22 protein-coding genes and 1 pseudogene are annotated in these 25097 nt (G+C 35.1%); 11 read left to right on the top strand and 12 right to left on the bottom strand.

Annotated features, from left to right (window positions below):
* Positions 1–148 precede the first annotated feature (148 nt).
* Together NKG37_RS12650 and NKG37_RS12645 are read left to right on the top strand one after the other, a co-directional pair.
* Positions 149–703, top strand: a complete 555-nt coding sequence (locus NKG37_RS12650) for a DUF3267 domain-containing protein (protein ID WP_254416297.1) — start codon at positions 149–151, stop codon at positions 701–703.
* 226 nt (positions 704–929) lie between these two features.
* Positions 930–1109 (top strand): hypothetical protein, encoded by a 180-nt coding sequence (locus NKG37_RS12645; protein WP_035416273.1) that lies wholly within the window; start codon positions 930–932, stop codon positions 1107–1109.
* 133 nt (positions 1110–1242) lie between these two features.
* On the opposite strand, the gene NKG37_RS12640 is transcribed toward NKG37_RS12645, so the two are convergent.
* The 11 genes and pseudogenes from NKG37_RS12640 to NKG37_RS12590 form a co-directional block, all read right to left on the bottom strand.
* Positions 1243–1332 (bottom strand): YjcZ family sporulation protein, encoded by a 90-nt coding sequence (locus NKG37_RS12640; RefSeq protein ID WP_035416274.1) that lies wholly within the window; start codon positions 1330–1332, stop codon positions 1243–1245.
* 93 nt (positions 1333–1425) lie between these two features.
* Positions 1426–1509, bottom strand: coding sequence for a YjcZ family sporulation protein (locus NKG37_RS12635; protein ID WP_035416275.1), 84 nt, complete (start codon positions 1507–1509; stop codon positions 1426–1428).
* A 577-nt stretch (positions 1510–2086) separates the two neighbouring features.
* Positions 2087–2233 (bottom strand): sporulation YhaL family protein, encoded by a 147-nt coding sequence (locus NKG37_RS12630; RefSeq protein WP_367976428.1) that lies wholly within the window; start codon positions 2231–2233, stop codon positions 2087–2089.
* 311 nt (positions 2234–2544) lie between these two features.
* The gene (gene yhaM / locus NKG37_RS12625) at positions 2545–3492 is read right to left on the bottom strand and encodes a 3'-5' exoribonuclease YhaM (protein ID WP_040342828.1); all 948 of its coding nucleotides are present in this window, start codon (positions 3490–3492) and stop codon (positions 2545–2547) included.
* 56 nt (positions 3493–3548) lie between these two features.
* Positions 3549–6545, bottom strand: coding sequence for an ATP-binding protein (locus tag NKG37_RS12620; protein ID WP_254416295.1), 2997 nt, complete (start codon positions 6543–6545; stop codon positions 3549–3551).
* A gap of 5 nt (positions 6546–6550) precedes the next feature.
* The gene (locus NKG37_RS12615; RefSeq protein ID WP_016201941.1) at positions 6551–7759 is read right to left on the bottom strand and encodes a metallophosphoesterase family protein; all 1209 of its coding nucleotides are present in this window, start codon (positions 7757–7759) and stop codon (positions 6551–6553) included.
* 655 nt (positions 7760–8414) lie between these two features.
* Positions 8415–9662: an ABC transporter permease gene (locus NKG37_RS12610; protein ID WP_016201940.1), complete on the bottom strand. Its 1248-nt coding sequence runs from the start codon at positions 9660–9662 to the stop codon at positions 8415–8417.
* The gene (locus tag NKG37_RS12605; RefSeq protein ID WP_101730365.1) at positions 9655–10554 is read right to left on the bottom strand and encodes an ABC transporter ATP-binding protein; all 900 of its coding nucleotides are present in this window, start codon (positions 10552–10554) and stop codon (positions 9655–9657) included. Before NKG37_RS12605 ends, NKG37_RS12610 begins: the two co-directional genes overlap by 8 nt.
* A 266-nt stretch (positions 10555–10820) precedes the next feature.
* A pseudogene (locus NKG37_RS12600) lies at positions 10821–12116 on the bottom strand (NCS2 family permease).
* Positions 12117–12376: 260 nt separating this feature from the next.
* Positions 12377–13888: a coproporphyrinogen III oxidase gene (locus NKG37_RS12595; RefSeq protein WP_254416294.1), complete on the bottom strand. Its 1512-nt coding sequence runs from the start codon at positions 13886–13888 to the stop codon at positions 12377–12379.
* A 518-nt stretch (positions 13889–14406) separates the two neighbouring features.
* On the bottom strand, positions 14407–15273 hold the full coding sequence (locus NKG37_RS12590; protein WP_016201935.1) for a Cof-type HAD-IIB family hydrolase: 867 nt from the start codon (positions 15271–15273) through the stop codon (positions 14407–14409).
* A 349-nt stretch (positions 15274–15622) separates the two neighbouring features.
* On the opposite strand from NKG37_RS12590, the gene NKG37_RS12585 reads away from it, so the two are divergent.
* Complete coding sequence (locus tag NKG37_RS12585; protein ID WP_016201934.1) at positions 15623–15826, top strand: alpha/beta-type small acid-soluble spore protein; 204 nt, start codon at positions 15623–15625, stop codon at positions 15824–15826.
* A 142-nt stretch (positions 15827–15968) separates the two neighbouring features.
* Here NKG37_RS12585 and NKG37_RS12580 read toward each other — a convergent pair whose 3' ends face one another.
* Positions 15969–16322 carry a YlbF/YmcA family competence regulator gene (locus NKG37_RS12580; RefSeq protein ID WP_254416293.1) on the bottom strand — a complete coding sequence of 118 codons (354 nt, stop codon included), beginning with the start codon at positions 16320–16322 and terminating at the stop codon, positions 15969–15971.
* Positions 16323–16553: 231 nt separating this feature from the next.
* On the opposite strand from NKG37_RS12580, the gene NKG37_RS12575 reads away from it, so the two are divergent.
* The 8 genes from NKG37_RS12575 to NKG37_RS12540 all read left to right on the top strand — a co-directional run bounded on the left by NKG37_RS12575 (position 16554) and on the right by NKG37_RS12540 (position 24576).
* Positions 16554–17942, top strand: a complete 1389-nt coding sequence (locus NKG37_RS12575; protein ID WP_169188073.1) for a YheC/YheD family endospore coat-associated protein — start codon at positions 16554–16556, stop codon at positions 17940–17942.
* Positions 17935–19035 carry a YheC/YheD family endospore coat-associated protein gene (locus tag NKG37_RS12570; protein WP_169188072.1) on the top strand — a complete coding sequence of 367 codons (1101 nt, stop codon included), beginning with the start codon at positions 17935–17937 and terminating at the stop codon, positions 19033–19035. The genes NKG37_RS12575 and NKG37_RS12570 overlap by 8 nt, the downstream gene beginning before the upstream one ends.
* Positions 19001–20365: a YheC/YheD family endospore coat-associated protein gene (locus NKG37_RS12565; protein WP_169188071.1), complete on the top strand. Its 1365-nt coding sequence runs from the start codon at positions 19001–19003 to the stop codon at positions 20363–20365. Before NKG37_RS12570 ends, NKG37_RS12565 begins: the two co-directional genes overlap by 35 nt.
* Entirely contained in the window at positions 20362–21558 is a 1197-nt protein-coding gene (locus NKG37_RS12560) for a YheC/YheD family endospore coat-associated protein (protein ID WP_254416292.1), read from the top strand. The genes NKG37_RS12565 and NKG37_RS12560 overlap by 4 nt, the downstream gene beginning before the upstream one ends.
* 33 nt (positions 21559–21591) lie before the next feature.
* Positions 21592–21768, top strand: coding sequence for a hypothetical protein (locus tag NKG37_RS12555; protein WP_254416291.1), 177 nt, complete (start codon positions 21592–21594; stop codon positions 21766–21768).
* 135 nt (positions 21769–21903) lie between these two features.
* A complete protein-coding gene (locus NKG37_RS12550; protein ID WP_254416290.1) occupies positions 21904–22218 on the top strand; it encodes a hypothetical protein in 315 nt (104 codons plus the stop codon).
* 45 nt (positions 22219–22263) lie between these two features.
* Complete coding sequence (locus NKG37_RS12545; protein WP_016201926.1) at positions 22264–23166, top strand: PucR family transcriptional regulator; 903 nt, start codon at positions 22264–22266, stop codon at positions 23164–23166.
* A 312-nt stretch (positions 23167–23478) separates the two neighbouring features.
* Positions 23479–24576, top strand: a complete 1098-nt coding sequence (locus NKG37_RS12540) for an ABC transporter ATP-binding protein (protein ID WP_016201925.1) — start codon at positions 23479–23481, stop codon at positions 24574–24576.
* The last annotated feature ends 521 nt before the right edge of the window (positions 24577–25097 follow it).

Here is a 25097-nt window from a genome sequence, read left to right as displayed (position 1 = left end):
CTCTTTTCGTCGTAAAGTAGCAAGGTGAGTTTGCTTGATTAAAACGCAAGATAAGGCAAAGAAAAGATATTCTTCCAATTATTAGTTATTCAAGCAAGAAAGTAACATCACAAGTAACTAAAAATTTCTCCCTATGGAGGGTATTAACATGAACTGTTGGAAGACTGTCAACTTCCATAAACAATATGGAGCTCAGCGCCTATTTATTCTGTCTTCTATGACAATGATTGGTTGTTTCCTTTTTCTATATGTACCAATTACAACCTATTTTGCACATAATAAACTTTCTGACGATTACTTTTTATTATTTATGGCAATGATTTTACTTATGTATCCTTTACACAAATTATTACATTTATTGCCGATGATTCATCTAGGGGATAAAATTAAAAAGACATGGAATAGACATTTGCAATTTTTGCCTGTTCTTCACATTCAGGTAAAAGAACCAATCGGTAAAATACACTTTCAGTTTGCCTTAATTGTTCCATTTGTCATTATTAGTGGACTATTATTATTATCTTGCTTTCTTTTTACAAGTTATGTTCATTATTTTTTAATGCTTTTCGCTTATCATACAGGGATGTGTGTCCCAGATTTTATTCGAATGAAAAACCTGTGGCGTTCTCCTCGTTCTTGTTATGTCGAAGAAAACGAAGATGGATTTGAGATATTGATAAATAATGTTAGTGAATTATCGTAAAGAGATTCTATTATTGTCTGACGAAACATACAATGATATAAAACTTGAATGCTTGTTCAACAGCCTCCTTAAGATAGATTGCAAGGAGGCAAGAGAATCATCCGAGCTCTTTCCAGAACAAAAATACTAAGTTACCGTCTAAAATAGTTGATAATACTATCTTTTTATCCTGTTATTTGATAATGTAAATAACATACAATAAATTCCGCTTATAAGGAGGGAATCAATGATGATCTCCATTTTCATTATTTTAGCTATTTTTATTTTATATAATATTAATAGACTAACAAATGCCCTATGTTTACAAAAAGAAATTCCTGAAGAAAAACAACCAAAAGTTTTTCGAACAATAAATGTTCTTATCACGATTCTTTTGATTTCTTCCTATGTAGATATTCTTTTTTAACATCAAATTATTTTTTAACCATCTCTGTTCCTTTAATCATACTGGCAAACAGAGATATGTAGAAAAGAAGCAGTGTAATAGTCGATAATACCGACTGTTACACTTGCTTCTTTTTATATTTCTTCAGATCAACTTATAGCCAAGCTGCTCCGATGATCACTAATAAGATGAATAGTACTACTAATAAAGCAAAGCCTCCACCGTAAACTCCTCCACCAGACATGAAGATTCCTCCTCTCTCTATCGTTCCAGTTGTTCATTTGGCGCATAAATGGCCACTCATCCTAGTAAGATTGCCATTATACGCTTTTATAGCTTACAGCCATGCAGCGCCAACGATAACTAATAAGATAAACAGTACAACGATTAAAGCAAAACCTCCGCCGTAAACGTTACCCATAGTAACACCTCCTTTAAGGTTGCTACCATTTGTTAAATAAATTTATGGTGTTTCGGTTTTCTTCTTTCTTTTATTCATATGACTGCGTTAATTTCTTCCAATCGATGATCAATATGCTTTCAGTTTTACACAACTCCGTCCACTTCTATCTAAACTAAAACCTATTGATCACTTGATAACGATTGAGCTTGCTGAGATCCGAATAAAAGAATTTACTGTTATTTATATAATTGCATATAGTATGCCAACTCTATTTGCCCTTCTTACTACGTAACCGTAACAACCTTTTGAATTTGCTTAACGCGAATTCTTTTGAACTCTTATTCAAGCTCAATTTATCATATGTATTTGACCTAAATTCGGAACAGGACATATACCCATTTTTTATCAGGAAAAAAAGGACAAAAGGATATACCATAAATATGTTGTAAAAACAGGCATAAAAAACAAAGGACCCAACCCATAAAATTCGTTACCTTAGCAGAGGTACACTGCTTAGAAATGAATTTATAGCATTAGATCCTTTGAAGTAAATAGAAATAAAAGAAGTTCCTAATAAGAAGGAAAACTAAGGCTGTTAATTCTCATACACCCGCTCTTCTCCATTTCTGCGTTTTTTCTCCTCCTCTAGCCTCTTCATATAAACTTCTCCTTCTTGTTCAATTATTTCATTTTCTGTTGCTCTATCCTCTTTTCCTGTTTTAACTGCCATAAACGCACTCATTGCAATTCCTCCTAATACAAAAATAATCCAAAGTGGAATTCCTAGCATTGAAAATTACCCCTTTCTAGTAATAACTACCTTTTACTTCATCCTATGCTAGAAAAACTAGATTATTCCCTGGAGCGCAGATTTTCACAAGAAATAACTTTCCAAATAATCCTTAACAACCATTATATAAAAGGCTGTTTTCGTATAGTTTATTGCCATTATTCCTCGCCTGAACGATTGACTTTTTCTATTAAAAAACAACATTCTATAGTAAATAGTCAAACAAAAAAGGAAGAGATCCCATCGGAACTCTCCTTAATCTTTTATTTATGAAATGTCGGCTTATAGAAGGAACGATTTTCTAATGGGAAAACTCTTTCCGTGAATTCACCTGGTTTCGCTCTTTCTAATACACGATCCAACATATTCATTTTCGCATCAAGGTTATCGATATAGTGCAAAATTTCCGCTTCTTTAATTAATGGAGCTTTAGGACTTCCCCATTCAGGCTTTCCATGATGAGATAAAACTAAATGTTGAAGAATCACTACTTCTTCTCCTCTTATTCCTAACTCATCCGCAGCTTTACCAATTTCATTAATCATAATGGAAATATGTCCGAGTAAATTCCCTTCCAAAGTATATGAAGTGGAAATTGGTCCAGATAATTCGATGACTTTCCCAAGGTCATGGAGAATAATCCCCCCATATAGCAAATCTTTATCCAAGCTTGGATAAAGCGAAGCAATTGCCTTAGCCAAATCTAGCATACTGACAACATGATATGCCAAGCCAGAAACAAATTCATGATGATTTTTTGTCGCTGCTGGAAATTGTAAAAATGCTTCCTGATGCTTCTTTACTAAATGTCTTGTTATTCTTTGAATATTAGGATTCTGCATTTCAAATATATAATGAGTGATTTTACTTAACATTTCATCGGTTGTAAGTGGAGCTGTTTCTAAGAAATCAGCTAGGCGAACGCCCTCTTCCCCTGTTGCAACCTTAATTTGGCGAATTCTTAATTGAGACTTTCCACGATAACTTTGAATATCACCATTAACTCTTACAATTGTTTCAGGCCGATAGCTCTGTTCATCCATTTCTGTAGCATCCCAAAGCTTTGCTTCAATTTCACCAGTTTTATCTTGGAAAATAAGCGTCATAAACGGTTTCCCGTTACTTGCAATTGCTTTTGTCGCACTCTTTATTAATAAATAGGACTCAAATTGTTCCCCAACTTCATACTGAAGTACTCCTTTTTTATCCAACTCACTCTCTCCTTTATCTTTCTCTTTATTTAGTATAGCATGAACCTCTTCCATCTTTATAAGCTTGTTTCTCTTTCCTCTGCTGGTAATACATGCAAACTATTATCTGGAAAATGCTTTAATAGATGTCGATGACATGTGGAGAAAATCAATTGATTTTGCTCGCACTTCTTTAATAATTGAATCACTTTCTCCGTTCGTTTTTCATCAAAATTAACAAAGCTATCATCTATAATAAACGGAAACCAAAAGCTTTTATAAAACGTTTGTGCCAAAGCAATTCGAATAGATAAATATAGTTGTTCTGTCGTTCCTTGACTTAATTCTTTCGCTTCATAGAAAACATGCTGATGACTTTCTACTAAAAATCCTGCCCCTTCTTGCTTTGGCAAAATCCGAATGTATTTCCCTTCTGTCAAAAAAGCTAGATTTTCCTCTGCTTTCTGCAGCATAGCTGGCAGCTGTTTTTGTTTATATTGCTCAACGGTTTTGGCTAATAACTGTTTTGCAACGGCAAATTTCGCCCATTCTCTTACGTCTTCTTTGAATTCAGACTGAAATTGTTTAAATGTATGCAATAAATCAGTATACGTACCCCCACTCTCAATTCGTGAAAGCGTAAAGTTAATCGCTGCCGCCTCTTCTACAAGCTCTTTCAAGCGAGACGCTAATCTTTCTATTTTTGTTTGTTTTTCATCTAATTGCCGTTCAGGATCTAGGATTTTTTTGTACAAAGGAATTTGTTCTTTGGAGATATGGGCTATTTCTAATTGAACATCAATCGTGGAAAGCCTCTCCTTATATGTATCTCTTTCTTTTTCCAGCGCTGCCTTTTCAAGAAATGCCTCTTCCTCCTTTACTCCTGCAATTGAAAGGAGAGCAGTTTTTTCTTCTGCATAACGATTATACTCTGTTTGATATTTTTCCATATGTTCTGATAGGTCATCTTGTTTTCTCTGCAAGGTTTCTATTCTGTCTTTTTTCTTTTTTTCTTCCGTTAGTGCTGTTTTTAATCGGTAACACATATTAGCAATCGTTTCTTTCTCCATTCCGATAAACTTCTCAAAAAGGTGGATAATCTTACTAATAATCTGCTCCCTTTCCTGTTGAATTTCCTCAAGCTCTTGATAAATAGAATTACTTTCTCTATCTTTTGCTTTCCATTCTTCTATTAACAAAAAAGCATCATATATTTGTTGTGTTGCCAATTCATAAGGAATTCTAAGCTCATTAGCCAATTGTCTTAACAGCTTCTGGTGGGAAAGAAAATCTGCTTCCCACTTTTCAAATCCTTGTAATACTCTTTCATAGCTCTCATTTTGCTGCTCTAATTTAAACTGAAGCTGTGTGAATTTCTCTCTACACTTTGTATCATCTTCTAGCTTCTGTTCCTCATATGGAGAAATTCCCTGTCCCTTTTCCATAATTGCAAGTAACTGAGCTCGTTCTTCCTTAATAAGTACGATTCTTTTCTTCTTTTTACGAATTTCATTTTTAGCAAGTTTTCTTCCAGACAAGAACACCAAAAAATAAACAATACTAATAGCAAAGCTAATAAGTGTTAAGAACCATTGCTCAAAAAATAAAGCCCCTGCTCCAACTAATAAAAGAAAAGTCGATAACACACTTGTTATCATGGTATTCTGTTTAATACGCTTTTCTTCTACCTTTACTTGCTCTTCCAATTGCTTGATTTCCCTTAATAGTAGATCTGCCTTCTCTTTGTTCCATCTAACTTGATTATCACTCTTTACATGCTCTTCTAGTCTAATTCTCTCATCTTTTGGCAAGAGTTTCTGCTTATATTCCTTCACTGTCTCTTCTAATAATTCTAAAGTTGTTTGTTCATCCTTCAACCGCTCGTCTAGCTCTTCTTTCTGCTCCTTTAATCTCCGTTGTTTAGAAGCGGCCTGTGCACATTGTTCTTTTAAGAAAATACTTGTATTACTTTCCTTTAATAAAATCTCTTCTTCTATCGGTAAATGCAATTTACTTTTTAAACTATTAATTTCTTCCTCTATACTTTTCAGTTGATTTTGTACTTGGTTTTGCCGGTTCTGTAATTGTTCATAAACAGGAAATTTTTCTACAGCCAGTATAATATCCTTTTCAGATTTAATTAATTCTTCTTGTATAGGTAAGCTGGTCATTTCTTGTTCTATTTCCAATGCTTTTGCTTCTAAATAGCGAAGCTCTGCTTCTACAGAAAGCAGTTTCTCTTTTAGCGCTTCCCATCTAGTTAATCCATTCTGCGGGAAATTAAGCTCCTTGAAAGCAGCTAATTTTTCTTCCAATATATCCTTTTCTAGTGCAATTTCTTTTATTTTTATCCATTCTTCCAAATATCGTATTTCATGCTCTTCTTGTTTTAATTCAGCTTCTGTTAACTGCCTTTCTTTTTCTAACTCCCTTTTCTTTGCAAGTAATTGTACGTATTGATTATTATCCTTCTCCGCTACTTTTAATTGACCATGCTTATCTCGTAAATCTTGGAGCTTTTCATTTACAACTGGCTTCTTTCCGCTAGGCTTATAGCGCAAGTCTAATTCCTTTTGTAGCTCATTTTCTGCTTTCAATAATCGATCGGAGCCAACCGCCCCTGTTGAAAACAAAAATCGCCCCAGCTCTTCTCCTTTTAATTGCTGCACATTTTGCAATCCGTGTAAATTAAACGAAAAAATGGATTGATAAAGACTTTTATCCATTCCTGCTAACAGTTCATTTAAAAGCTCCTCTTGCCCTCTCCTGCCATCCTCTAAAGTGACTGTAACATCACCAGTGGCTTTTCCTTTGACTCTTTCAATTGTTGCTAGTCCAATTTTGGGAAAATAAATTTCTAATTTGCCCCCATATTTATGCTGCAGCTTCGGCTCATACCGTAGTTCTGTCTGTTGCTTTGTTGGAAATCCAAATAAAATGCTATGAATAAAACTCATTATTGTCGATTTACCAGCCTCATTTTCCCCGTAAAACACATGGATGGGAGAATGGATAGAAAACGTTAGATTTTCTAGTTTTCCATAACCGTAAATGGTAATCTTTTTTAGTTCCATATTGGTTACCTCCCGCTTTTCATAAGCATTGTAAGCAGCAAATCTTCTGCTTCCTTTGCTAGTTCTTGTTTTTCATTGACAGAAAGCTCCTCTAAGAAACGATGGGCTTTTGGATGTTGATATAATGGAGCGACTGCTTCATCCACCAACTCGGAATCCTTTGAAACAGCAAATAATTCTTCATAAAATGCTGATTCCTTTAATAGATTCTCTTTTAACCATGCCGTATTTTCCTGTCTCTTTATAGAGGCAACCCAAACGAAGGAGTCTGCATCTACCTCATCCTGGTGGAGAATTTCTAATAAATCGGAATCGAGAAAAGTTTCTTCCAAATTCAATTGTTCAATCTCGATGGAAATAATAAAGGAATATCTCTCCTCTCTCTTTTCATCAACTTTATTCCGGCAAAGTCTGTATAAATCATCAAATGTTCTTACAGGGCTGGCATCTATTTTCACTGTCTCCCAAATCACTTCAGATGTTGGGATAAATTCTAAACTAGCATCTCCTTCGCTTAATTCTACATAGTAGCATCCCTTTACTTCCGTTTCCTTTTTATGCCGGCCTTGAATGTTTCCTGGATAGATAATAGGAGGAATGGTCTCTAAAATTTCACGTTTATGTATATGGCCTAAAGCCCAATAGTCCATTTTTTTAGCGAGCAAATCTTTCACTTGAAAAGGAGCATAGGCACTATGGTCAGTCGCTCCCTCTAAATTCCCATGTAAAATTCCTATATGAAAATTGGCATCATTTCTTCGTGCGTATTCATCAATTTTTCTCTCTTTGACATGTCTTGTTTCATAACTAAAACCATAGAGATTAACCGTTACATTATTTTTCATAAATTGTTCTAACGTCACCATAGAAGGATAAACATGCACATTAGGAGGCAATTCTATTTGTACCCAGCGACCATTTAAATGATCATGGTTACCATGCACAAGATACACCTCAATTTGCTTTTCTTTTAAACGAAGCATCTCGTCTCGAAAGCGAATTTGAGCTCTTATACTTCTGTCTTCCCCATCATAAATATCTCCAGCAATAATAATAAAGTCTACTTTTTTGCTAATGGCAGTATCAATTATTTTCTTAAATGCAGTAAATGTACTTTCCTTCAGTTTGTTATGTATAAATGCGGGCAAATTCTTCAATCCAACCATTGGACTGTCTAAATGTAAATCCGCACAATGTATAAAGGATATTTCCATACTCTCACGTCCTAAAACTATTTGTTTCTATTCTACCATGCACAAAATACGAATGCACGTTCTTATCTATTTTGTTGTTCATTTCAATATCTCATGCAACCTTGTATTCTCATAAGCTTGAGGAGGGGAGTCTTACTCCCATGAAAATAAACGGTCGTCCCCCCTATTTTCATCCTTGTTGGTGAAGTTTGCTTCATGGATGACTGTCCGTTAAAAGTGGGAAATGAGACTGGGACAAAACAAAATAAATAATAGATTAGATAAGACGAACAATCTCTCATTTAGTAGCGAAAACAACTCGTTCCATTACGCTACAGACACTCCGTTTTTAATCGTTTTTTTCTAAAAAATGGTTGTTTTTATAATGGAAAATATAATTATTTGGAAAACGGAGCAGCCTGAATACACGTAGACTCCTGTGGGATTAGCGAGACAGCCTGAGACCCCGGAGGCGAAGCTGAGGAGGCTCAGCGCGAGCCCCACGGAAAGCGAAGTGTATTTAGGCTGCGGGTAACAGCAACAAACTTCATAGAACATCTCCTTTTTAAAACGAATAAAAAAAGCCCGAACAACTATACGAACCTTCATTAGCATGTACGTATAATCGTTCGAGGTTATTTGGTTGAAAATACCTATGTCCCAGCTCTTTACTAGTTTATTCTTTTTTCGTTAGCTGCAGTGCTTTCTTTATATCTTTATAAGAATTAGATTTTCCATACATAAGCACTCCACCTTTATAAACTTTTGCACCAAAAATGGCCAGAATCATAATGGTTGCAACTAAAACAAGGATTCCTAAAATCGGCTCCCAAACTGGTAAATTCAGCATTCCTACTCTCATAAACATCAGCATTGGAGTAAAGAATGGGATATAAGAAGTAATCGTTACAAATGTGGTGTCCGGTGCACTTAATCCGAACATTGCAATCATAAACCCTGCCACAATTAATAATGTCATTGGTGTAATCATTTGCTGTACATCTTCAATTCTACTTACAAGCGAGCCTAGTAAAGCAGCAAGAGTAGCATATAGGAAATAACCTAAAATAAAGAAGATAGCAGCATAAATAATTGTGCTTACAGGTACCTCGTTAAACCCTAAGAACCCTTCCATCGAACTTAAGCTTTCATTGCTAGTCAGCGAGAAATAACCAACAATCATCAATATCGCTAACTGAGTTAGACTTAGTAGACCAATTCCAAGAATTTTTGCAAACATATGCTTTATTGGGGAGACACTGGAAATCAGTATTTCCATTACACGTGACGATTTTTCAGTAGCTACTTCTGTCGCTATCATATTAGCGTACAAAATGACGGCAAAATAAATTAAGAATAAGAGAACATAAACTAGCCCTCTAGCTTGATTTAATTCTTCTTCTGTCTTCGCATCTTTCTCAAGGGCAATTTTCTCAAAAGAAACTGGTTCATTTAATTTTGCTAGCTGCTCATTTGTTAAATTAAGTTGATTAGCTGCTAATTGACTTTTAACCATTTGGATACCATTTGTTATATTATCGGAAATAGATGTTTCTGCAATGTCCATCGTATAATAAGTGGCGATTGGTAAATTACTTGAATCTACATCTACTACCAGTAACCCACTATAATTTCCTTCTTCTACTTCTTTTTTAGCAGATTCTTCACTATCCTTATAGGGAACTAGTTCCAGATCCTCATTTAAAGTCTTTGTTGCCTCTTGAATAATTGGCAATAAAGAATCGCTTTGATCAATTACTGCTACTTCTGTTTTTCCTTCTTCTCCAGAAAAAGTATCAATAATGGTAGTAAGATTTGTGAGTGCAACAACAAATAATAAGGTGATAGCCGTTGTAATTAGAAAAGATTTGGTTTTAAACTTACTTAAAAATGTGTGAAATAAGATAATCCAAAAACTATTCAAGAGAAGCACCTACCTTTTCGATAAAAATATCATTTAAAGAAGGCTCTTCTAATGCAAATTTGCGGATAAAGCCTTTTCCAACAATATCTTTTAAAATTCTCTCCGCAATTTCCTCTCCTTCAATTTGAAGAGAAACTCCCTCTGCTGTTTCCTTTAATTTTAGTACACCTGGATAACGAATTAAATGCGTTAAATCAAAGTCAGCGTGGATAGTCACATTTTTCTTACCAAAGCTTCTTTTAATATCCTTTAGAGAACCATGCACAACTGGCTTTCCTTTATGCATGATGCACAGATGCTGACATAATTCCTCTACATGCTCCATCCGGTGGCTAGAAAAGACAATACTTGTACCGTTATTCTTCAAATCAACAACTGCACTTTTTAATTGCTCAACATTTACTGGGTCTAATCCACTAAATGGCTCATCTAAGATTAATAGCTTCGGCTTATGTAAAACAGCACTAATAAATTGGATTTTTTGTTGATTTCCCTTGGAAAGTTCCTCCACTTTTTTATCCAAATATTCAGGAACTTTAAAGCGCTCCAGCCAATATTCCAGCTCTCTTAATGCCGCCTTTTTTTCCATCCCTCTCAGCCTAGCTAAATAGACAAGCTGATCTCGCACTTTTAATTTTGGGTACAGCCCTCTTTCTTCTGGTAAATATCCAATATGCGGACTTGTTGAATAATTAATAGGTTTATTATCCCATGTTATTTTTCCAGCTGTACTTTCCAATATACCTAGAATCATCCGAAAAGTAGTCGTCTTTCCTGCCCCATTTCCTCCTAAAAAACCAAACATTTCATTTTCAGGAATCGAAATAGATAAATCATCCACTGCAGTGAACGAACCAAATTTTTTTGTCACGTTTCTTAGCTCTAATGACACAAAATCCCCTCCTCACTCTGTTATACGATTAGAATTGTAAAAGGTTTCATTTTACACTGATATTATATTATTTTTAGTAACATCCAGCATAGTTTATTTTCAGCCTCTAAGTGAGCGATTATTCTTTTGTTTTTAAGAAGTTAATCATAAGGACATGTCTGTTCATTACGTTCCAAATAGAAGATTTGCTTGGGGATTTGAGTATTAAGAGCAGAAGAAAAAAAGCTGCTGATCAGCTCTATTGAGTCTATCAGCAGCTTTTTTTCTTAATGTGGTAAGAAAATTAGTTGATAAAGGAATAAAACAGCAAACACATATACTAGTGGATGAACAGACTTTCCTTTTCCTTTTACTAGCTTTAATAATGGATAAGAGATAAACCCAAGAGCAATTCCTGTTGCAATACTTGATGTAAGTGGCATACTTAGAATAACTAAAAATGCTGGGAATGCTTCATCAAATTCAGACCATTTCACATCACTGATCGCGCCCATCATCAAGCTTCCTACAATTATTAGTGCAGGAGCTGTAATAGCAGATAAACCAGAAATACTGCTAACTAAAGGAGCAAAAAAGGCAGAAATGATAAACAACACAGAAACAGTTACACCTGTTAATCCAGTACGTCCACCTGCTGCAACACCTGATGTCGATTCGATAAAGGCAGTTGTTGGGCTTGTCCCAAACTCCTACAGATGTTCCAAGTGAATCAGCAAGAAGCGCCTGTCTTGCTTTAGGTAATTTATTGTTTTTTATTAATCCAGCTTGCTCTGCAACACCAATCATCGTACCAGTTGTATCAAAAATCGTTACCAATAAAAAGGAGAATACAACAGCATACAATCCATGCTGGATCACATCACCAAATGCTGAAAATGGATTACTAATGATAAGACCTTCTGGTAAATGAGGTCTTGCCATGATCCCATTGTCAAAAGATAAGTACCCAGTAAAATAAGCAATAATACTTGTTACAATCATCCCGATGAATAATGCCCCTCTAACATTCAAACTAAATAGAACAATGGTAATCGCTAAACCAATAAGGGAGATAATGACAGGAGGAGACTGAAGATTGCCTAGTCCGACTAGATTTTCGGGATGAGCAACAATAATTCCCGTTTGTCTTAAACCGATAAATGCTATAAATAATCCAATACCTGCTGTTATTCCGTGTTTTAAGTTATCCGGAATCGCAAGAATTAATTTTTCTCTAAATGGTGTTAACGATAAAATAACAAAAATAATACCGGCAACAAATACTGCTGATAATGCAACCGTATAATCGACATTATTATTTCCGACAACAGAAAAGGCGAAGTATGCGTTCAACCCCATACCTGGTGCAATTGCGATAGGATAATTTGCGAACAGCGCCATCCATAATGTCCCCAAAGCAGCTGCAATAATGGTTGCCAGAAATACTTGATCAAATGGAATTCCGGCTTGTGAAAGAATACCTGGATTGACAACTACGCTATATAAACCATTGTTAGAAAGGTTGTGAATCCAGCCATTAATTCCGTTCTCACAGTAGTATTATTTTCTTTTAACTTAAACATGAAAAAACCTCCAAAAAACGAACATTTAAAAACAACATTTTCTATGTTATTCGTTTTTACAACAAAAAGCAACTATTTTTCTTGATAAAAAAATTGTCTATTTAGTGAAAAGCATTTATTAGTTTGACACTATTGCTTCTTTTCCATACGAAAATAATGACTAGAAGAAATAAAAAAATCTACCAGAACCGAAAATGATTCTAGTAGATTTTTATGGCTTAATTCTAAATGATTTTACATTTTTGCTTTCGGGGGCATTCTTATTTAGAAGCTTCTAACGAAAAATGTTCGTTTAATAAGATAATTTTTTTATCTGTATATTCCTCGAAGCTTTCATTATAGGTTTTGGGATGCTTCGGATTAGAAAATTGTGTAATCTTCCCTGTTACTGGATGAATAAATTTACTAGATGCACCACAGCCAAGCCCAATAACTGTCTGCAATTCTTCCATCATCATAATATTGTAGATACTTTCTTGATTTTTCTTTGAATAGCCGACATTCTCTAAATTACCAAGAATATTTTTCTGACGATATAGATAATATGGAACATAATCATAATCCTCTGTCCATTCTTCTGCCATCTTCATCATTTCCTGGATTTCATCTCTATCTGCAACTTTATATCTTGATTTATTGCGAGTCATTTCAGATGCACGTTTAAACGAAAGTGTATGAACGGTCAAAGATTCAGGCATTAATTCTTCTGTTTTATCAAGAGAATACTTAAACTCTTCCACACCCTCGCCAGGAAGACCGATAATCAAATCCATATTAATATTATTCATCCCATGCTTACGAGCTAGATGATACTTTTCAATTGTTTCCTCCACCGTATGATGTCTGCCAATAGCTTTTAATGTTTGTTGTGTATATGATTGTGGATTAATACTAATGCGATCGATATTATATTTTTTTAAAACTTCAAGCTTTTCTGGCGTAATCGTGTCTGGTCTTCCTGCTTCGACTGTGATTTCACGAATGTTTTCTACATTTGGGAAAGAAGTATACATACGCTCATAAAGCATGTCCATTTCTTCTGCCGTAATACTAGTTGGTGTACCGCCACCATAATAGACAGTCGTAATATGGATATTTTTTTCTTTCAGCCATTCGCCAATCTTTTCCATTTCGTAATGAAGCCCACCTAAAAAGGAGGAAACAGAACCTTGTCGTCCATTAATTGCATAGGCTGGGAATGTACAATAAGCACACTTTGTCGGACAAAATGGAATTCCAATATAGATGCTTACTTCCTTTTTCAAATCATATAAATCAGGAATCACCGCTAATTGTCGATCAATGATTTTCTGCATTAAATTAATTTTTTCATCTGACATCAAATATTCTGCACGAAGAGATTGATGGGCTTCTTCTTTTGGTGTCTGATTTTGCATATGTCGATGGAGAAGTTTTGTAGGGCGAATTCCTGTTAGAATACCCCATTTTTGCACCATCCCCGTATATTCTTGTAATAACAATAAATAGCTTTTAGAAATGGCTGTTTTCATTTGCTTAAATATTTCTTTTTCCGCTAAATCACGGAGAACTGCGTTACTTTCAATTGATTTTCCGCCTTCTAGCTCCTCAAGCTTCCCTCTTACAATAAATTCATTATCAATAATTTCAGTTTCAAAATGAACATGGAGATCTGCCTTTTCTTCTGCTTCGCTATATAAGATCTTTGTATCTTCAAAAAATAAATTGCCTATATGCTCTAATGGTCTTATATAACGTTCGTCTGTTAATCCCTGTATAAATATTTGTTTCATAGTAATTTTTTCAACTCACCTTTTTATTCTGAAGTATAATTACGCTTTATTTATCCAATTATACTTTAGTGTTTAAAAAATAACTAGAAAGGTCAAAAGACTTTCTGTATTTTCCATTTTCAAGAGAAGATAAAGGTTGGGACATAACTATATAGATACTCTGTAAAGACGAACAATTTCTAATTTAGCTAGTAAATAGTGGTTGCTTTCGCACACTTTTTACTAGAGGAAATATGATTAGTTGGGAAAACAGAGCAGCCGCAATACACGTAGATTAGCAAGACAGTCTGAGACCCCGGAGGCGAAGCTGAGGAGGAGGCTCAGCGCGAGCCCCACGGAAAGCGAAGTGTATTCCGGCTCGGGGAACCGCACTAAACTTCATGGAAACCTCCTTTTAAAAACAATAAAAAACCAAACAATTATACGTAACTTTCATTAGAATCTTCGTATAATTGTTCGGATTTATCCTTGGCTGGAATACTTATATCCCAGTCTCTCCGTAAAAAATTAAATAATGGCTATTTTATAATATTCATCTTTCGTAAAAATTCAATTGGCTGCTGTTTGCGAAAATGTTCTTTTACCATATAGGCAACCCCGTCTTGATTATTAGATCTAGTCACCCAGTCTGCTGCAATTTTCAACTGATTTGAGGCATTACCCATTGCTACGCCAAGACCAACTGCTTCAATTACTTCTAAATCGTCCAGCCCATCTCCTATCGCAACCATTTCACTACTCTTGATACCGAGCCTTTCTCCTAAATATAACAAGCCATTCAGCTTCGACACGCCTTCTGGTAAAATATCTAAGCGCAACTCATTATGCTGAACAACGTGAATATCATCAAACATTTTTTCCAGTACTTCTTTTGCATCCTGACAATCTTTCTTTTCTTCAAAGTAAACTTCCATTTTTGGTGGGCTAACTGGTTCTTCTAATAATACATCACTTAAAACATCGACAAATTGGTGGGAATAAAACACTGGGTCTCCAGAAGATAAAACTGTTTTGGCAAGCATATTATGATGGAGCTTTGATTTATTAGCCAACGAGAATTTTTCATGCACTAACCGAATTTGGCAGATGAAACCTTCTAAAAACCGGACTATATCCGAAGTTAGATCTTCTGCTATTCGCTTAACAAAAATAGTCTCGTCGTCATTATTAGCGACTAATGCTCCTTCATGTGCAACGATATAGCTATTCAATCTTAAAGCTTTCGCTACCTTTTTTGCAGATGGTAAACTCCTTGCTGTTACAAGCGTCACATAAATTCCCTTTTGTTGTACATATTCAATCGCTTCTTTCGTTGATTTCGTTAAGCGCCCATTTGATTGAAGGAGAGTACCATCGATATTTAAAGCTAATAAGCGATAAATCATAAAATTCCCCCATTTCTTTCTTCGATGTATTGTCTTTATATATCATTTATGTAGAAAACAAGCATAATAGAACTTTCCAGCGAAGATTAACAAGAGATGTATGGATTTATTGTGGTTATATTTTGCAATGTGGGGTTATTTGTTATGGAGTTAAGTTTATGAACTAATCCGTTCCATTACACTCTCGATTTTAATTTTTCCAAGTTTGTAGTCTTTTTCAGTATCGATTAGTGTAGGAAAGCTAGTCTATGGAAAAAATTGCATTTTGTTTTTTTGTATAAAATAAGTCATTTTTTTTAAAATAATAAACGTAACATCAATTAAATCACTCAAGGAGGAAACATTCATCATGGCAAATAACAATTCATCAAATCAATTATTAGTACCTGGAGTATCTCAAGCATTGGATCAAATGAAATATGAAATTGCATCAGAGTTTGGAGTAAACCTTGGAGCTGAAACTACAGCACGTGCTAACGGTTCAGTTGGTGGCGAAATCACTAAAAGATTAGTACAAATGGCTGAACAACAACTTGGCGGTAGCAAATTCTAAGCAAAACGCAAATAGATTAATTAAATAGATATGGCTTTAGGAGGATGGCATGATGCCATCCTCCTATATTTATGCTCTGTTTAAATCACAAAGGGAAGTAGTAGAACCGTCCCCTGCTTCCCTCCCCTGCTTCCCTCTATTATTATTGTTGTACTGATCCGTATAGCTCTTCTAATGGTTTCATGATAATTTGGTTCAATTCACCAATAATAACGCTCATGCGTTGTTCTGCTGCCATAAGTTTGGAAATGCTTTCGTGTTGTTGAACAAGTGCCACTGTTTTTTGGGCTTGTTCTACTTCTTCTTGTGTAATTTCTTGACCAGACATTTGCTTTTGCTGAAGCTGTAATTGAATATTACGGAAATTATCAAACATCGCTTTCGCGGAAGGATCTGCATTTACCGTGTCATACATCTTTTTCAATTCTGTATATTCACCAGTTTGACGAATCGCTTTCTCTAATGCATAAGCAGGATCATGTAAATTTACTGCCATTTAAACAACTCCTTTTATTAACAATTGACTCCACTATAACAAACTATGCATCATAATACCAGAAATACCTCTATTTCAAAAAGGAAATAAGAACATTCATCTTGATCTGGGGGATAAATCTTTTTCCATGTCTATCACAACTTTGCTAATCTTTCATACGATATATCAGCACGAAAATAGGCGAATATCAGAATGTCTCTTCATAACTTGAACAACAAATGGGGAATCGGGATGACACGGAAATTTTTACAACTATCGAAAAAGGATGATTTTCAAGAGATATTAGAAGGATTATCTATTGCTATCAGTCCCTCTTTATTAAAATTCTTAAACATTGACCTTAATAATACTGTCTATGTATGTGTAGCTAAGATAATTATTCCAGTAAATGTTCAAACACATTCCCTTGAAAAACAAGATATTATTTTTAGCTCTGATTTAGAAAAAACTTTGCTACTTCCTAAGGAAATTAAGACCTTCCTTATTCCCTATTATAATAAAAATCAAATCATTCATTTAGGCCCAGTTATTGGCATATTAACAGATATCAATGACAATAAGGAAGATATCTCCTTTCCAGCTATTCAGCATTTATGCAAAGAATTGGCGGAAGAATTAGTTCAAATTGGCGGATTTTTTTATGTTTTTGGACTGCAAAATTTCGAAGAAGATAAAATTTATGGTTACTTTTTAGATAATCATACTTGGACAAAACAACTCTTCCCTTATCCTAATGTTATTTATAACCGACTTCATTCTCGTAAAGCAGATGCTAGCACCACCTTTTTAAAGCTAAAAAAAATATTGGAAGAAAAGGAAATCCCAATTTTCAACAGTAAATTTTTAGCAAAAGATGAAACGAATCAGCTTCTAGCCGACCAAGCTTCTATCGATAAACATTTACCCGTCACAGAGAAACTAACTGAACAAGGATTTTTCTCGATGCTAAAAACTTTTCGAATTCTCTATGTGAAACCTGTTCATGGGAGCCAAGGAAGAAACATCATTCATATTGAACACATAGACGATCATTTTATTGCGACCATTTCGTCTGGAAAAAAGAAAGGAAAAGGACAGCTTTTTACAGAGGAAAAAAAGCTATGGATGTGGTTAAAAAACTACGTTAAAAATAAAAGCTATATTTGCCAGCAAGGAATTGATTTTCAAAAATGGCAAGGCCGGCCGCTCGACTTTCGTATTCTTTGTCATAAAAATTACCAAGGACATTGGACGATTACCTCCACTGTTGCAAGAATTGCCCAAAAAGATGCCATTGTTGCAAATCTTGCCCAAGGTGCAGAAATGAAGGCTGCAAAAATTGTTTTAAATGAATTACTGAATACAGAAAATGCCTCCCAAAAATTAGAAGAATTAAAAGTATTGGCTATAAAGATTGCAACTATTCTTAGTGAGAATACAGAGGGATATTTAGGAGAACTCGGAATCGATATCGGCATGGATAAACAAGGACATTTATGGATTATTGAAGTAAACTCTAAACCCTCTAAAAAATTAGAGGAACATATTGAAAAAACAAGGCCATCTACGAAAGCTTTGCTTGATTATTTTATTGCACTTTCCTTTTCCCCTTATTTAAAGGAGCTATCAGAAGATGAATAATTTTGGAATTATGTCATTATCATTAGATCATGAAAATCATTACATTCACCAAATGGCAAAATACGGACACGATTTAGGCTTTACCCTTTATCATTTTGTCCCATCTACTTACCATCCCTTTACACATACCGTAAAAGGAAAAAAATATTTGCCAGAATCAGATGCTTGGCTAGAATCAGAGTTTCCTGTACCTACTATTTTATATGATCGCTGTTTTTATCATGATGATTCTCATTCTATTCAATGTAAAAACATTATTCAATGGCTAAAAAAACAGCCCACTATTACCTTTATCGGCAATGGATTGCCAAATAAATGGGAGTTATATCAAATATTGCGTGAATCTAAACTTGCCGCTTATATTCCCGAGACATTCCTCTTACAGTCAGCCAATCAAGTAAATTTCCAGAGCTTAAATCCTGTCATTATTAAGCCAATAAACGGTTCTCAAGGAAATGGACTGTATTTTATCGAGAAGTCAAAAGAGGGAATTTTGGTTAGAACAGATAAAAAGGAACAAACAGTAGAAAAGATTTTTTCAGATCGAATGACTTTTAATAAATGGCTTAACCAACTTTTAAAAAGAAGCTCGTATTTAATGCAAGCATATCTACCTCTTTCCAATCAAGAGAAACAACCATTTGATATCCGTGCCTTACTGCAAAAAAACACGCAAGCAGAATGGAAAGTTATTGAAAAAGGAGTCCGCATTGGAGAAAAAGGACGAATTATTTCTAACTTAAGTGTTGGTGCGTCCATACATGCATTTGAAGAGTGGTTTCGATTCACTCCCTTTAAATTAAAAAGCTTTCTTAAGCAGGAAATGGAGGAAATATTCACTCTCCTTCCTTCTATCTTAGAAAATTCCTTCTCTGCTTTATTTGAAATTGGCGTAGATATTGGTATTACACCAGATGGTTCCTTATGGATTCTCGACGTAAATTCAAAGCCAGGGAGAAAAGTAATTATGACAGCATATCCCCACCTATGTGAAAAACTCTATAAAGCTCCTGTCCTTTATGCTGCAAAACTAGCTGATGATAAAAGGAGGAATTTAGATGAAAAAGCTATATCCTATCGAAATAATCACTAATAGTGAAAATACGGTCTACTTACCAACTGACTTTAAAGCTAGTACCCATTTAAATAAGATTGTATTAGGAGCTTTGAGCAAAGATGCAACCATTCAACAACATAAAAAAACAAGGAATACGGTGGGAATCACTTCTGACCTTTTTAAAAATTTGCTTTTTCCATCGTCAACTTCTAATGTTCATCTATTCGCAGATGAAGAAACCTTATATATCGGACCACTTGTAGGAATCTTTACATCCGGATTTTCCACCATTAAAGTTCGCCCAATCGGCGAACGTTCCATACTTTTTTCCAAACTTCTATCTGTCCAAAAGACAGTTGGTGTCATTGCCTTCCTATTCGGGGAACAGCATATTAATTGGGAAGCCGGAACGATTAATGGACTATTTTATGAAGATGGCTGGAAATCAGCAGAGGTGCCTTTCCCTAATGTTGTTTATGATCGTATTCCTAATCGCCGAATTGAAAATCTCCATAAGATTCAAGGCGTTAAAAACCGATTACAGAAAGAGTATTCAATCCCTTGGTATAATCCAGGCTTTTTTAACAAATTGGATATATATGAACGTCTTCTTCAGGATGACAGTATTTCAGATTATTTACCAGAAACACATGCACTCACAAATTTTACCGTCATTGAAAGAATGCTTAGCAACTTCGGCAATGTGTATATAAAACCGAAAAATGGAAGCTTAGGAAAAGGTATCTACCAGCTTTTATATGATATAAAGGATGGCTATTATTATACGCGTTTTAAAGATTTGGAGCAGGGCAATCGCTTAATGAAATTTGATCATTTAGAAGCATTAATAAATCATTTATTCGAAAATCAGAATTTGTCCCATTATATTGTGCAACAAGGAATTCACTTAATTCGCTCCGAAAAAAAATCAGTCGATTTCCGTGTTCATACAAATAAAGATAAAGATGGTAATTGGGAAATGACTGCGATTGCCGCAAAAATTGCTGGAGCAGGAAGCGTAACCACCCATCTTAATAATGGTGGTACAGTCAAAGCAATCGAAGAATTAGCAGATACCGAATTGCAAAGCGATGAAATGATCCATAAACTTACCAAAGCTGCTTTACAACTAAGTAAAGCATTGGAAAATCAAATGGAAGGATATATTGGAGAAATTGGATTTGATTTAGGATTGGATCGCAAAGGACGCGTATGGTTATTTGAAGCAAACGCTAAGCCAGGGAGAAGCATCTTTAAGCACCCTTCTCTAAGAAAATTCGATCTGGAAACACGAAGAAAATCACTGGAATACGCAGTCTACCTCATGGACCAAAGTATTAAGAGTCTAGAGGATATCTATCAATGAATATTTATTATGATTCCGAAAAAGAATGTTGGTATACAGCTTCAGAGGACATTCACTTTTTTGGGACATCTAAAAAGCGCTTATCTACCGCTAAGCCACATGATGATCATGCAGCTTTTCCGATTGTCCAATATGAAAAAAAGGTTGGTCCGTTAATCGGGATTATGATTGCAAGAAATAAACATCATAAATTAATTGGAAATGGCGAGCTCTTCAAGCGATTCCAGAAACAACTTCAATTGCAGGCAGGAGGAATTATCGTGATCTTTCCTCCTGAAAGTTTACAGACAGACCAACTAACTGGATATATTTATTGCTCCACTAGAAACAAGTGGCTAAAAGCTATTACCCCATTACCAGACATTGTATATAACCGAGTGCCTTTTCGAACAACTGAAAAACAAGAAGCGTTCCAATCGGCAGTGTCTTTTTTTAAAGAAAAAGGAATCCCTTTTTTCAACTCTTCCTTTATAAATAAATGGGAACTTTATCAACTATTTAGCGATTACCCTTTGCTAAAAGAACATTTACCAAAAACAATACGCTTAGAAGAAAAAACGGATTTCACTAATTTTTTTCTTACCTATAATAATATTTACTTAAAGCCTGTAGAGGGATTCAAAGGAAAAAACATTTACCGTATCAGATTAGAAAAAGATGATTCGATCAGTGTAAGCACAACAGAGGAGACTGCTTATTTTTCTAGTATAGATGAAGTCTGGAAACATCATCAGCAAGAATGGTCCAAAAAAGAATATCTGATACAGGAAGAAATCGACGGTGCCTTATATAATGGAAACCGTTTTGATTTTCGCTTATTAGTTACCTTTGAAGAAAATCGCTATGTACTTACTGGAGTGGGAGTGAGACAGTCTAATCAACAAGATGTAACGACCCATATCCCATCCGGTGGAAAACTGCTTGCCTATCAAGAAGTCCAACAAGAAAAGCATGATTTATTTTTCAAAAAGATGGTCAACCATTGTGGAAGCATTTTAACAAAAAAATATGGTTTTATCGGTGAATTTTCCATCGATGCCTGTATAGATAAGAACGATCATTACTATCTTTTCGAAATTAACGCAAAACCGATGTTATTTGATGAAAAGGAAATTGAAGAAAAACGATGCCAGCAACTAATAAAACTATTTTATACATTGACTAATTTTCCCTACAAGAATAAATCACATTAGATATCCTCATCCTAAAACATAGGAGGGATCATCATGAAAAAAGCCAAAAAGGATCTTGAATTTGAAGGTAGAGACGAAGCTTATTTAGATATTGACCGTGTCATTAATGAAGGTTTAGCTGGCGGAACCGTTATAAACAGAGAAGAAAAAACAAATATTGAGGAAGCAAGGAAACTTTCAGAAGAAGAACCTCCTCATATAAGCGAATAGACCTTTTCAGCCTCTCCTTAATTTGTGGTTTTATAGGAAAGGGGAGGCTTTTTTTAGCTTTGTCTCGGTTAATTTTAGTTTTTATCAGCCAACGTGGGGCGGATTTCAGCCAAACTTTGCGGGTTATCAGCCAACGTGGAGTGGATTTCAGCCAAACTTTGCTTTTATCAGCCAACGTGGAGTGGATTTCAGCCAAACTTTGCTTTTATCAGCCAACGTGAGGCGGATTTCAGCCAAACTTTGCTTTTATCAGCCAACGTGAGGCGGATTTCAGCCAAACTTTGCTTTTATCAGCCAACGTGGAGCGGATTTCAGCCAAACTTTGCTTTTATCAGCCAACGTGGAGCGGATTTCAGCCAAACTTCGGGTTTTTCAGCCAACACCCATACAATATCAGTCAAACTCTCCCTTCATATCCCCCACTTGCTCCCTTTCTATAAAACGTTATAAAATAAAGTTATAAAAATGTTGTTACTATTTCGGAGGAACCATCAATTGAAGCATAAATTATTAGCCTATTATAAACATAGCTTGGAGCAAGCAACACCTCCAACCCCATCACAGCTTTCCGATTATTATTGGTTTAAACTTGATTTTCAAGACGATTGGATCGGCATTCAGAAACAGGAGATTGATGTATCTCAGCTTGAATTATTAAAAGCGTGTTATGATTTTTTCCAACCTGATGAAACATTAGAAAAAGAAGAATACAGTTGGAATCAGTATCTTTATTTCAATGGAGAACAGCCTTCTTTCAAAAATATTGAAACCTTACGTTTGATTCAGTTCCAGATTAAAGGTGATTCTGCTTCCATTGAAAAAAAGTTAATTGAATCTGCTTTTGATGGTTTTATTCATGCAAATAGCCTTATAATTTGGAATGGCTCCAATGAAGGTGTTGTGATTGAGCAAAATGCACAATATCTAGAAGAGGAAGATTTTATTGCTCTTGCTCAAGCTTTACAATCTGATTTCTTTTTTTCAATCTGTTTTTATATTGGAAAAGAGCTGAAGCTTAATAGTCCTGTTCCCACTGTTTTCGGACAAGAAAGAAACTTATTTACAAAAGGTTTAGCATTTATGCCAAAATCGATTGTCCTTAGTTTAGAAACGATTCTTCCCAACCTCTTAATCAGCCGACTAAGAGAAGATGAGCTTGAATTATTCAAAGAATGGTTTTCCATTTTTGAAGAAGATAAAGAACTTTTGCTTACCATTAAAACATTTATTGAAAACAATGGACATAGCACCAATACAGCAAAACAATTATTTATCCATCGCAATACATTACAATACCGCCTTGATAAGTTTACAGAAAAAACTGGTTTTGACCTAAAGAATTATCATAGCTATATTACCACCTATCTTGCCTGCTTGTTTTATACTAGTGGCAAATAGTCTCCTTGAAGCCATCATTGGCTTTTTTTCTTTTGCCTTCTCCTTTTTATCGAAATTGTTTTCAAAGAGATTGTTGTTTTCTCATTTCAAAAAAATATGGAGCAACTTGAATAAACATAGACTTATGCGAAGCGTATTTAGGCTGCAGAGTATAACACCAAATCTTACAAAAACAGCGATTCCCCCCTTATGATACAAGTAGTTAGGCATTTTGCTCAAAACTTTGTAAGCGTTTTTCATGCATTTCGCCGATTTGAAAACGGTATCAAAAATGATAAAGTATAACTATCAAATAGTAGGGGGAAGAACAAAATGGCAGAATTAGTGTTAAAGAATATTTATAAAATATATGATGAAAAAGTAGAAGCAGTTAGAGATTTTAATTTACACATTCAAGATAAAGAATTTATCGTATTTGTTGGTCCTTCTGGTTGCGGTAAATCTACAACTCTTCGTATGATTGCAGGCCTTGAAGATATTTCAAAAGGTGATTTCTTTATTGATGATTTACGTGTTAACGATGTTGCACCAAAAGATCGTGATATCGCGATGGTTTTCCAAAACTACGCATTATATCCACATATGACTGTTTATGATAATATGGCATTTGGTTTAAAACTTCGTAAATTTCCTAAAGCGGAAATTGAAGAAAGAGTAAATAATGCTGCAAGAATTCTAGGATTAGAAGAATATTTAAAGAGAAAACCAAAAGCGTTATCTGGTGGACAACGTCAAAGGGTTGCACTTGGTCGTGCCATCGTTCGTGATGCAAAAGTATTCTTAATGGATGAACCATTATCAAACTTAGATGCTAAATTACGTGTTCAAATGCGTGCTGAAATTTCTAAATTGCACCAAAGACTACAAACTACTACTATTTATGTAACCCATGACCAAACAGAAGCAATGACAATGGCTACAAGACTAGTAGTTATGAAAGATGGTATTATCCAACAAGTTGGTGCTCCAAAAGAAGTATATGAAAAACCGGAAAATGTTTTCGTAGGCGGATTCATCGGTTCACCAGCAATGAACTTCTTTGAAGGAAAAGTAGTGGACAATAAATTAGTTATTGGTAATACTTCTTTCATCATTCCAGAAGGAAAATTAAAAACATTACGTGAACAAAATTATATTGGCAAAGAAGTTATCTTCGGTGTTCGCCCAGAGGATATTCATGATGAACTAGTATTCTTAAGCAGTTCAGAAAACACAAGTTTTGATGCAAAAGTAGAAGTATTTGAATTAACAGGTGCAGAAAGCCTTGTATACTCTACTCTTTCCGACAAAGAATTTGTTGCTCGCTTAGATTCAAGAGCAGACCTTCAAGCTGGTCAAACGGTAAAATTGGCGTTTGATATGAATAAAGGTCACTTCTTTGACAAAGAAACAGAACTTCGCATTCGCTAATAAAAAATCAATTATAATTTAAAAGGCTGGGACATAAGTATTCCAGCCATAGATAAACCCGAACAACTATCAAAGAATCCTAAATGGTTGTTCGGGTTTTATTAGTTTTATAAAAGGTTGTTTCAGTACAGTTAGTGTTAATATCCGCAGCCTGAATACACTTCGCTTTCCATGGGGCGAGCGCCGAGCCGCTTCGGCCTCTGGCCTGCAGGGTCTCGGACTTTCTCGCAGCTCCCATAGGAGTCTACGTGTATTCAGGCTGCTCCATATTTCCTACTAATTCATTTTTTCTAAAAAAACAATATTTTTTAGGGTATTGCCTTTAAAAACGGAGTGGAATGGAGCGGAAGACACTCGACTCCTGCGGGAAGTAGAGCAAAACCTAAGACCCCACAGGCTTTAGCCGAGGAGGCTTAGGTTGCTCCCCGCGGAAAGCGAGTTTCTGTAGCGCAATGGAACGAATTAGTTTTTACACTTGACTATATTTAAAAACATAAATAACCATTGTATAAAAGAAACCT

Origin of the sequence: Niallia sp. RD1 (assembly GCF_024219955.1) — a bacterium.
GTDB classification, from domain to species: Bacteria; Bacillota; Bacilli; order Bacillales; family Cytobacillaceae; genus Niallia; species Niallia alba.
Note: the sequence above shows the minus strand (reverse complement) of the source record. Positions and strands in the feature narration are given on the sequence as shown.

Excerpts from the sequence above, each read along its gene's own strand:
- NKG37_RS12650 (WP_254416297.1), top strand. The coding sequence starts at position 149 with ATGAACTGTTGGAAGACTGTCAACTTCCATAAACAATATGGAGCTCAG.
- NKG37_RS12645 (WP_035416273.1), top strand. The coding sequence starts at position 930 with ATGATGATCTCCATTTTCATTATTTTAGCTATTTTTATTTTATATAAT.
- NKG37_RS12640 (WP_035416274.1), bottom strand. The coding sequence starts at position 1,332 with ATGTCTGGTGGAGGAGTTTACGGTGGAGGCTTTGCTTTATTAGTAGTA.
- NKG37_RS12635 (WP_035416275.1), bottom strand. The coding sequence starts at position 1,509 with ATGGGTAACGTTTACGGCGGAGGTTTTGCTTTAATCGTTGTACTGTTT.
- NKG37_RS12630 (WP_367976428.1), bottom strand. The coding sequence starts at position 2,233 with ATGAGTGCGTTTATGGCAGTTAAAACAGGAAAAGAGGATAGAGCAACA.
- NKG37_RS12620 (WP_254416295.1), bottom strand. The coding sequence starts at position 6,545 with ATGGAACTAAAAAAGATTACCATTTACGGTTATGGAAAACTAGAAAAT.
- NKG37_RS12615 (WP_016201941.1), bottom strand. The coding sequence starts at position 7,759 with ATGGAAATATCCTTTATACATTGTGCGGATTTACATTTAGACAGTCCA.
- NKG37_RS12595 (WP_254416294.1), bottom strand. The coding sequence starts at position 13,888 with ATGAAACAAATATTTATACAGGGATTAACAGACGAACGTTATATAAGA.
- NKG37_RS12590 (WP_016201935.1), bottom strand. The coding sequence starts at position 15,273 with ATGATTTATCGCTTATTAGCTTTAAATATCGATGGTACTCTCCTTCAA.
- NKG37_RS12585 (WP_016201934.1), top strand. The coding sequence starts at position 15,623 with ATGGCAAATAACAATTCATCAAATCAATTATTAGTACCTGGAGTATCT.
- NKG37_RS12580 (WP_254416293.1), bottom strand. The coding sequence starts at position 16,322 with ATGGCAGTAAATTTACATGATCCTGCTTATGCATTAGAGAAAGCGATT.
- NKG37_RS12575 (WP_169188073.1), top strand. The coding sequence starts at position 16,554 with ATGACACGGAAATTTTTACAACTATCGAAAAAGGATGATTTTCAAGAG.
- NKG37_RS12570 (WP_169188072.1), top strand. The coding sequence starts at position 17,935 with ATGAATAATTTTGGAATTATGTCATTATCATTAGATCATGAAAATCAT.
- NKG37_RS12565 (WP_169188071.1), top strand. The coding sequence starts at position 19,001 with ATGAAAAAGCTATATCCTATCGAAATAATCACTAATAGTGAAAATACG.
- NKG37_RS12560 (WP_254416292.1), top strand. The coding sequence starts at position 20,362 with ATGAATATTTATTATGATTCCGAAAAAGAATGTTGGTATACAGCTTCA.
- NKG37_RS12555 (WP_254416291.1), top strand. The coding sequence starts at position 21,592 with ATGAAAAAAGCCAAAAAGGATCTTGAATTTGAAGGTAGAGACGAAGCT.
- NKG37_RS12540 (WP_016201925.1), top strand. The coding sequence starts at position 23,479 with ATGGCAGAATTAGTGTTAAAGAATATTTATAAAATATATGATGAAAAA.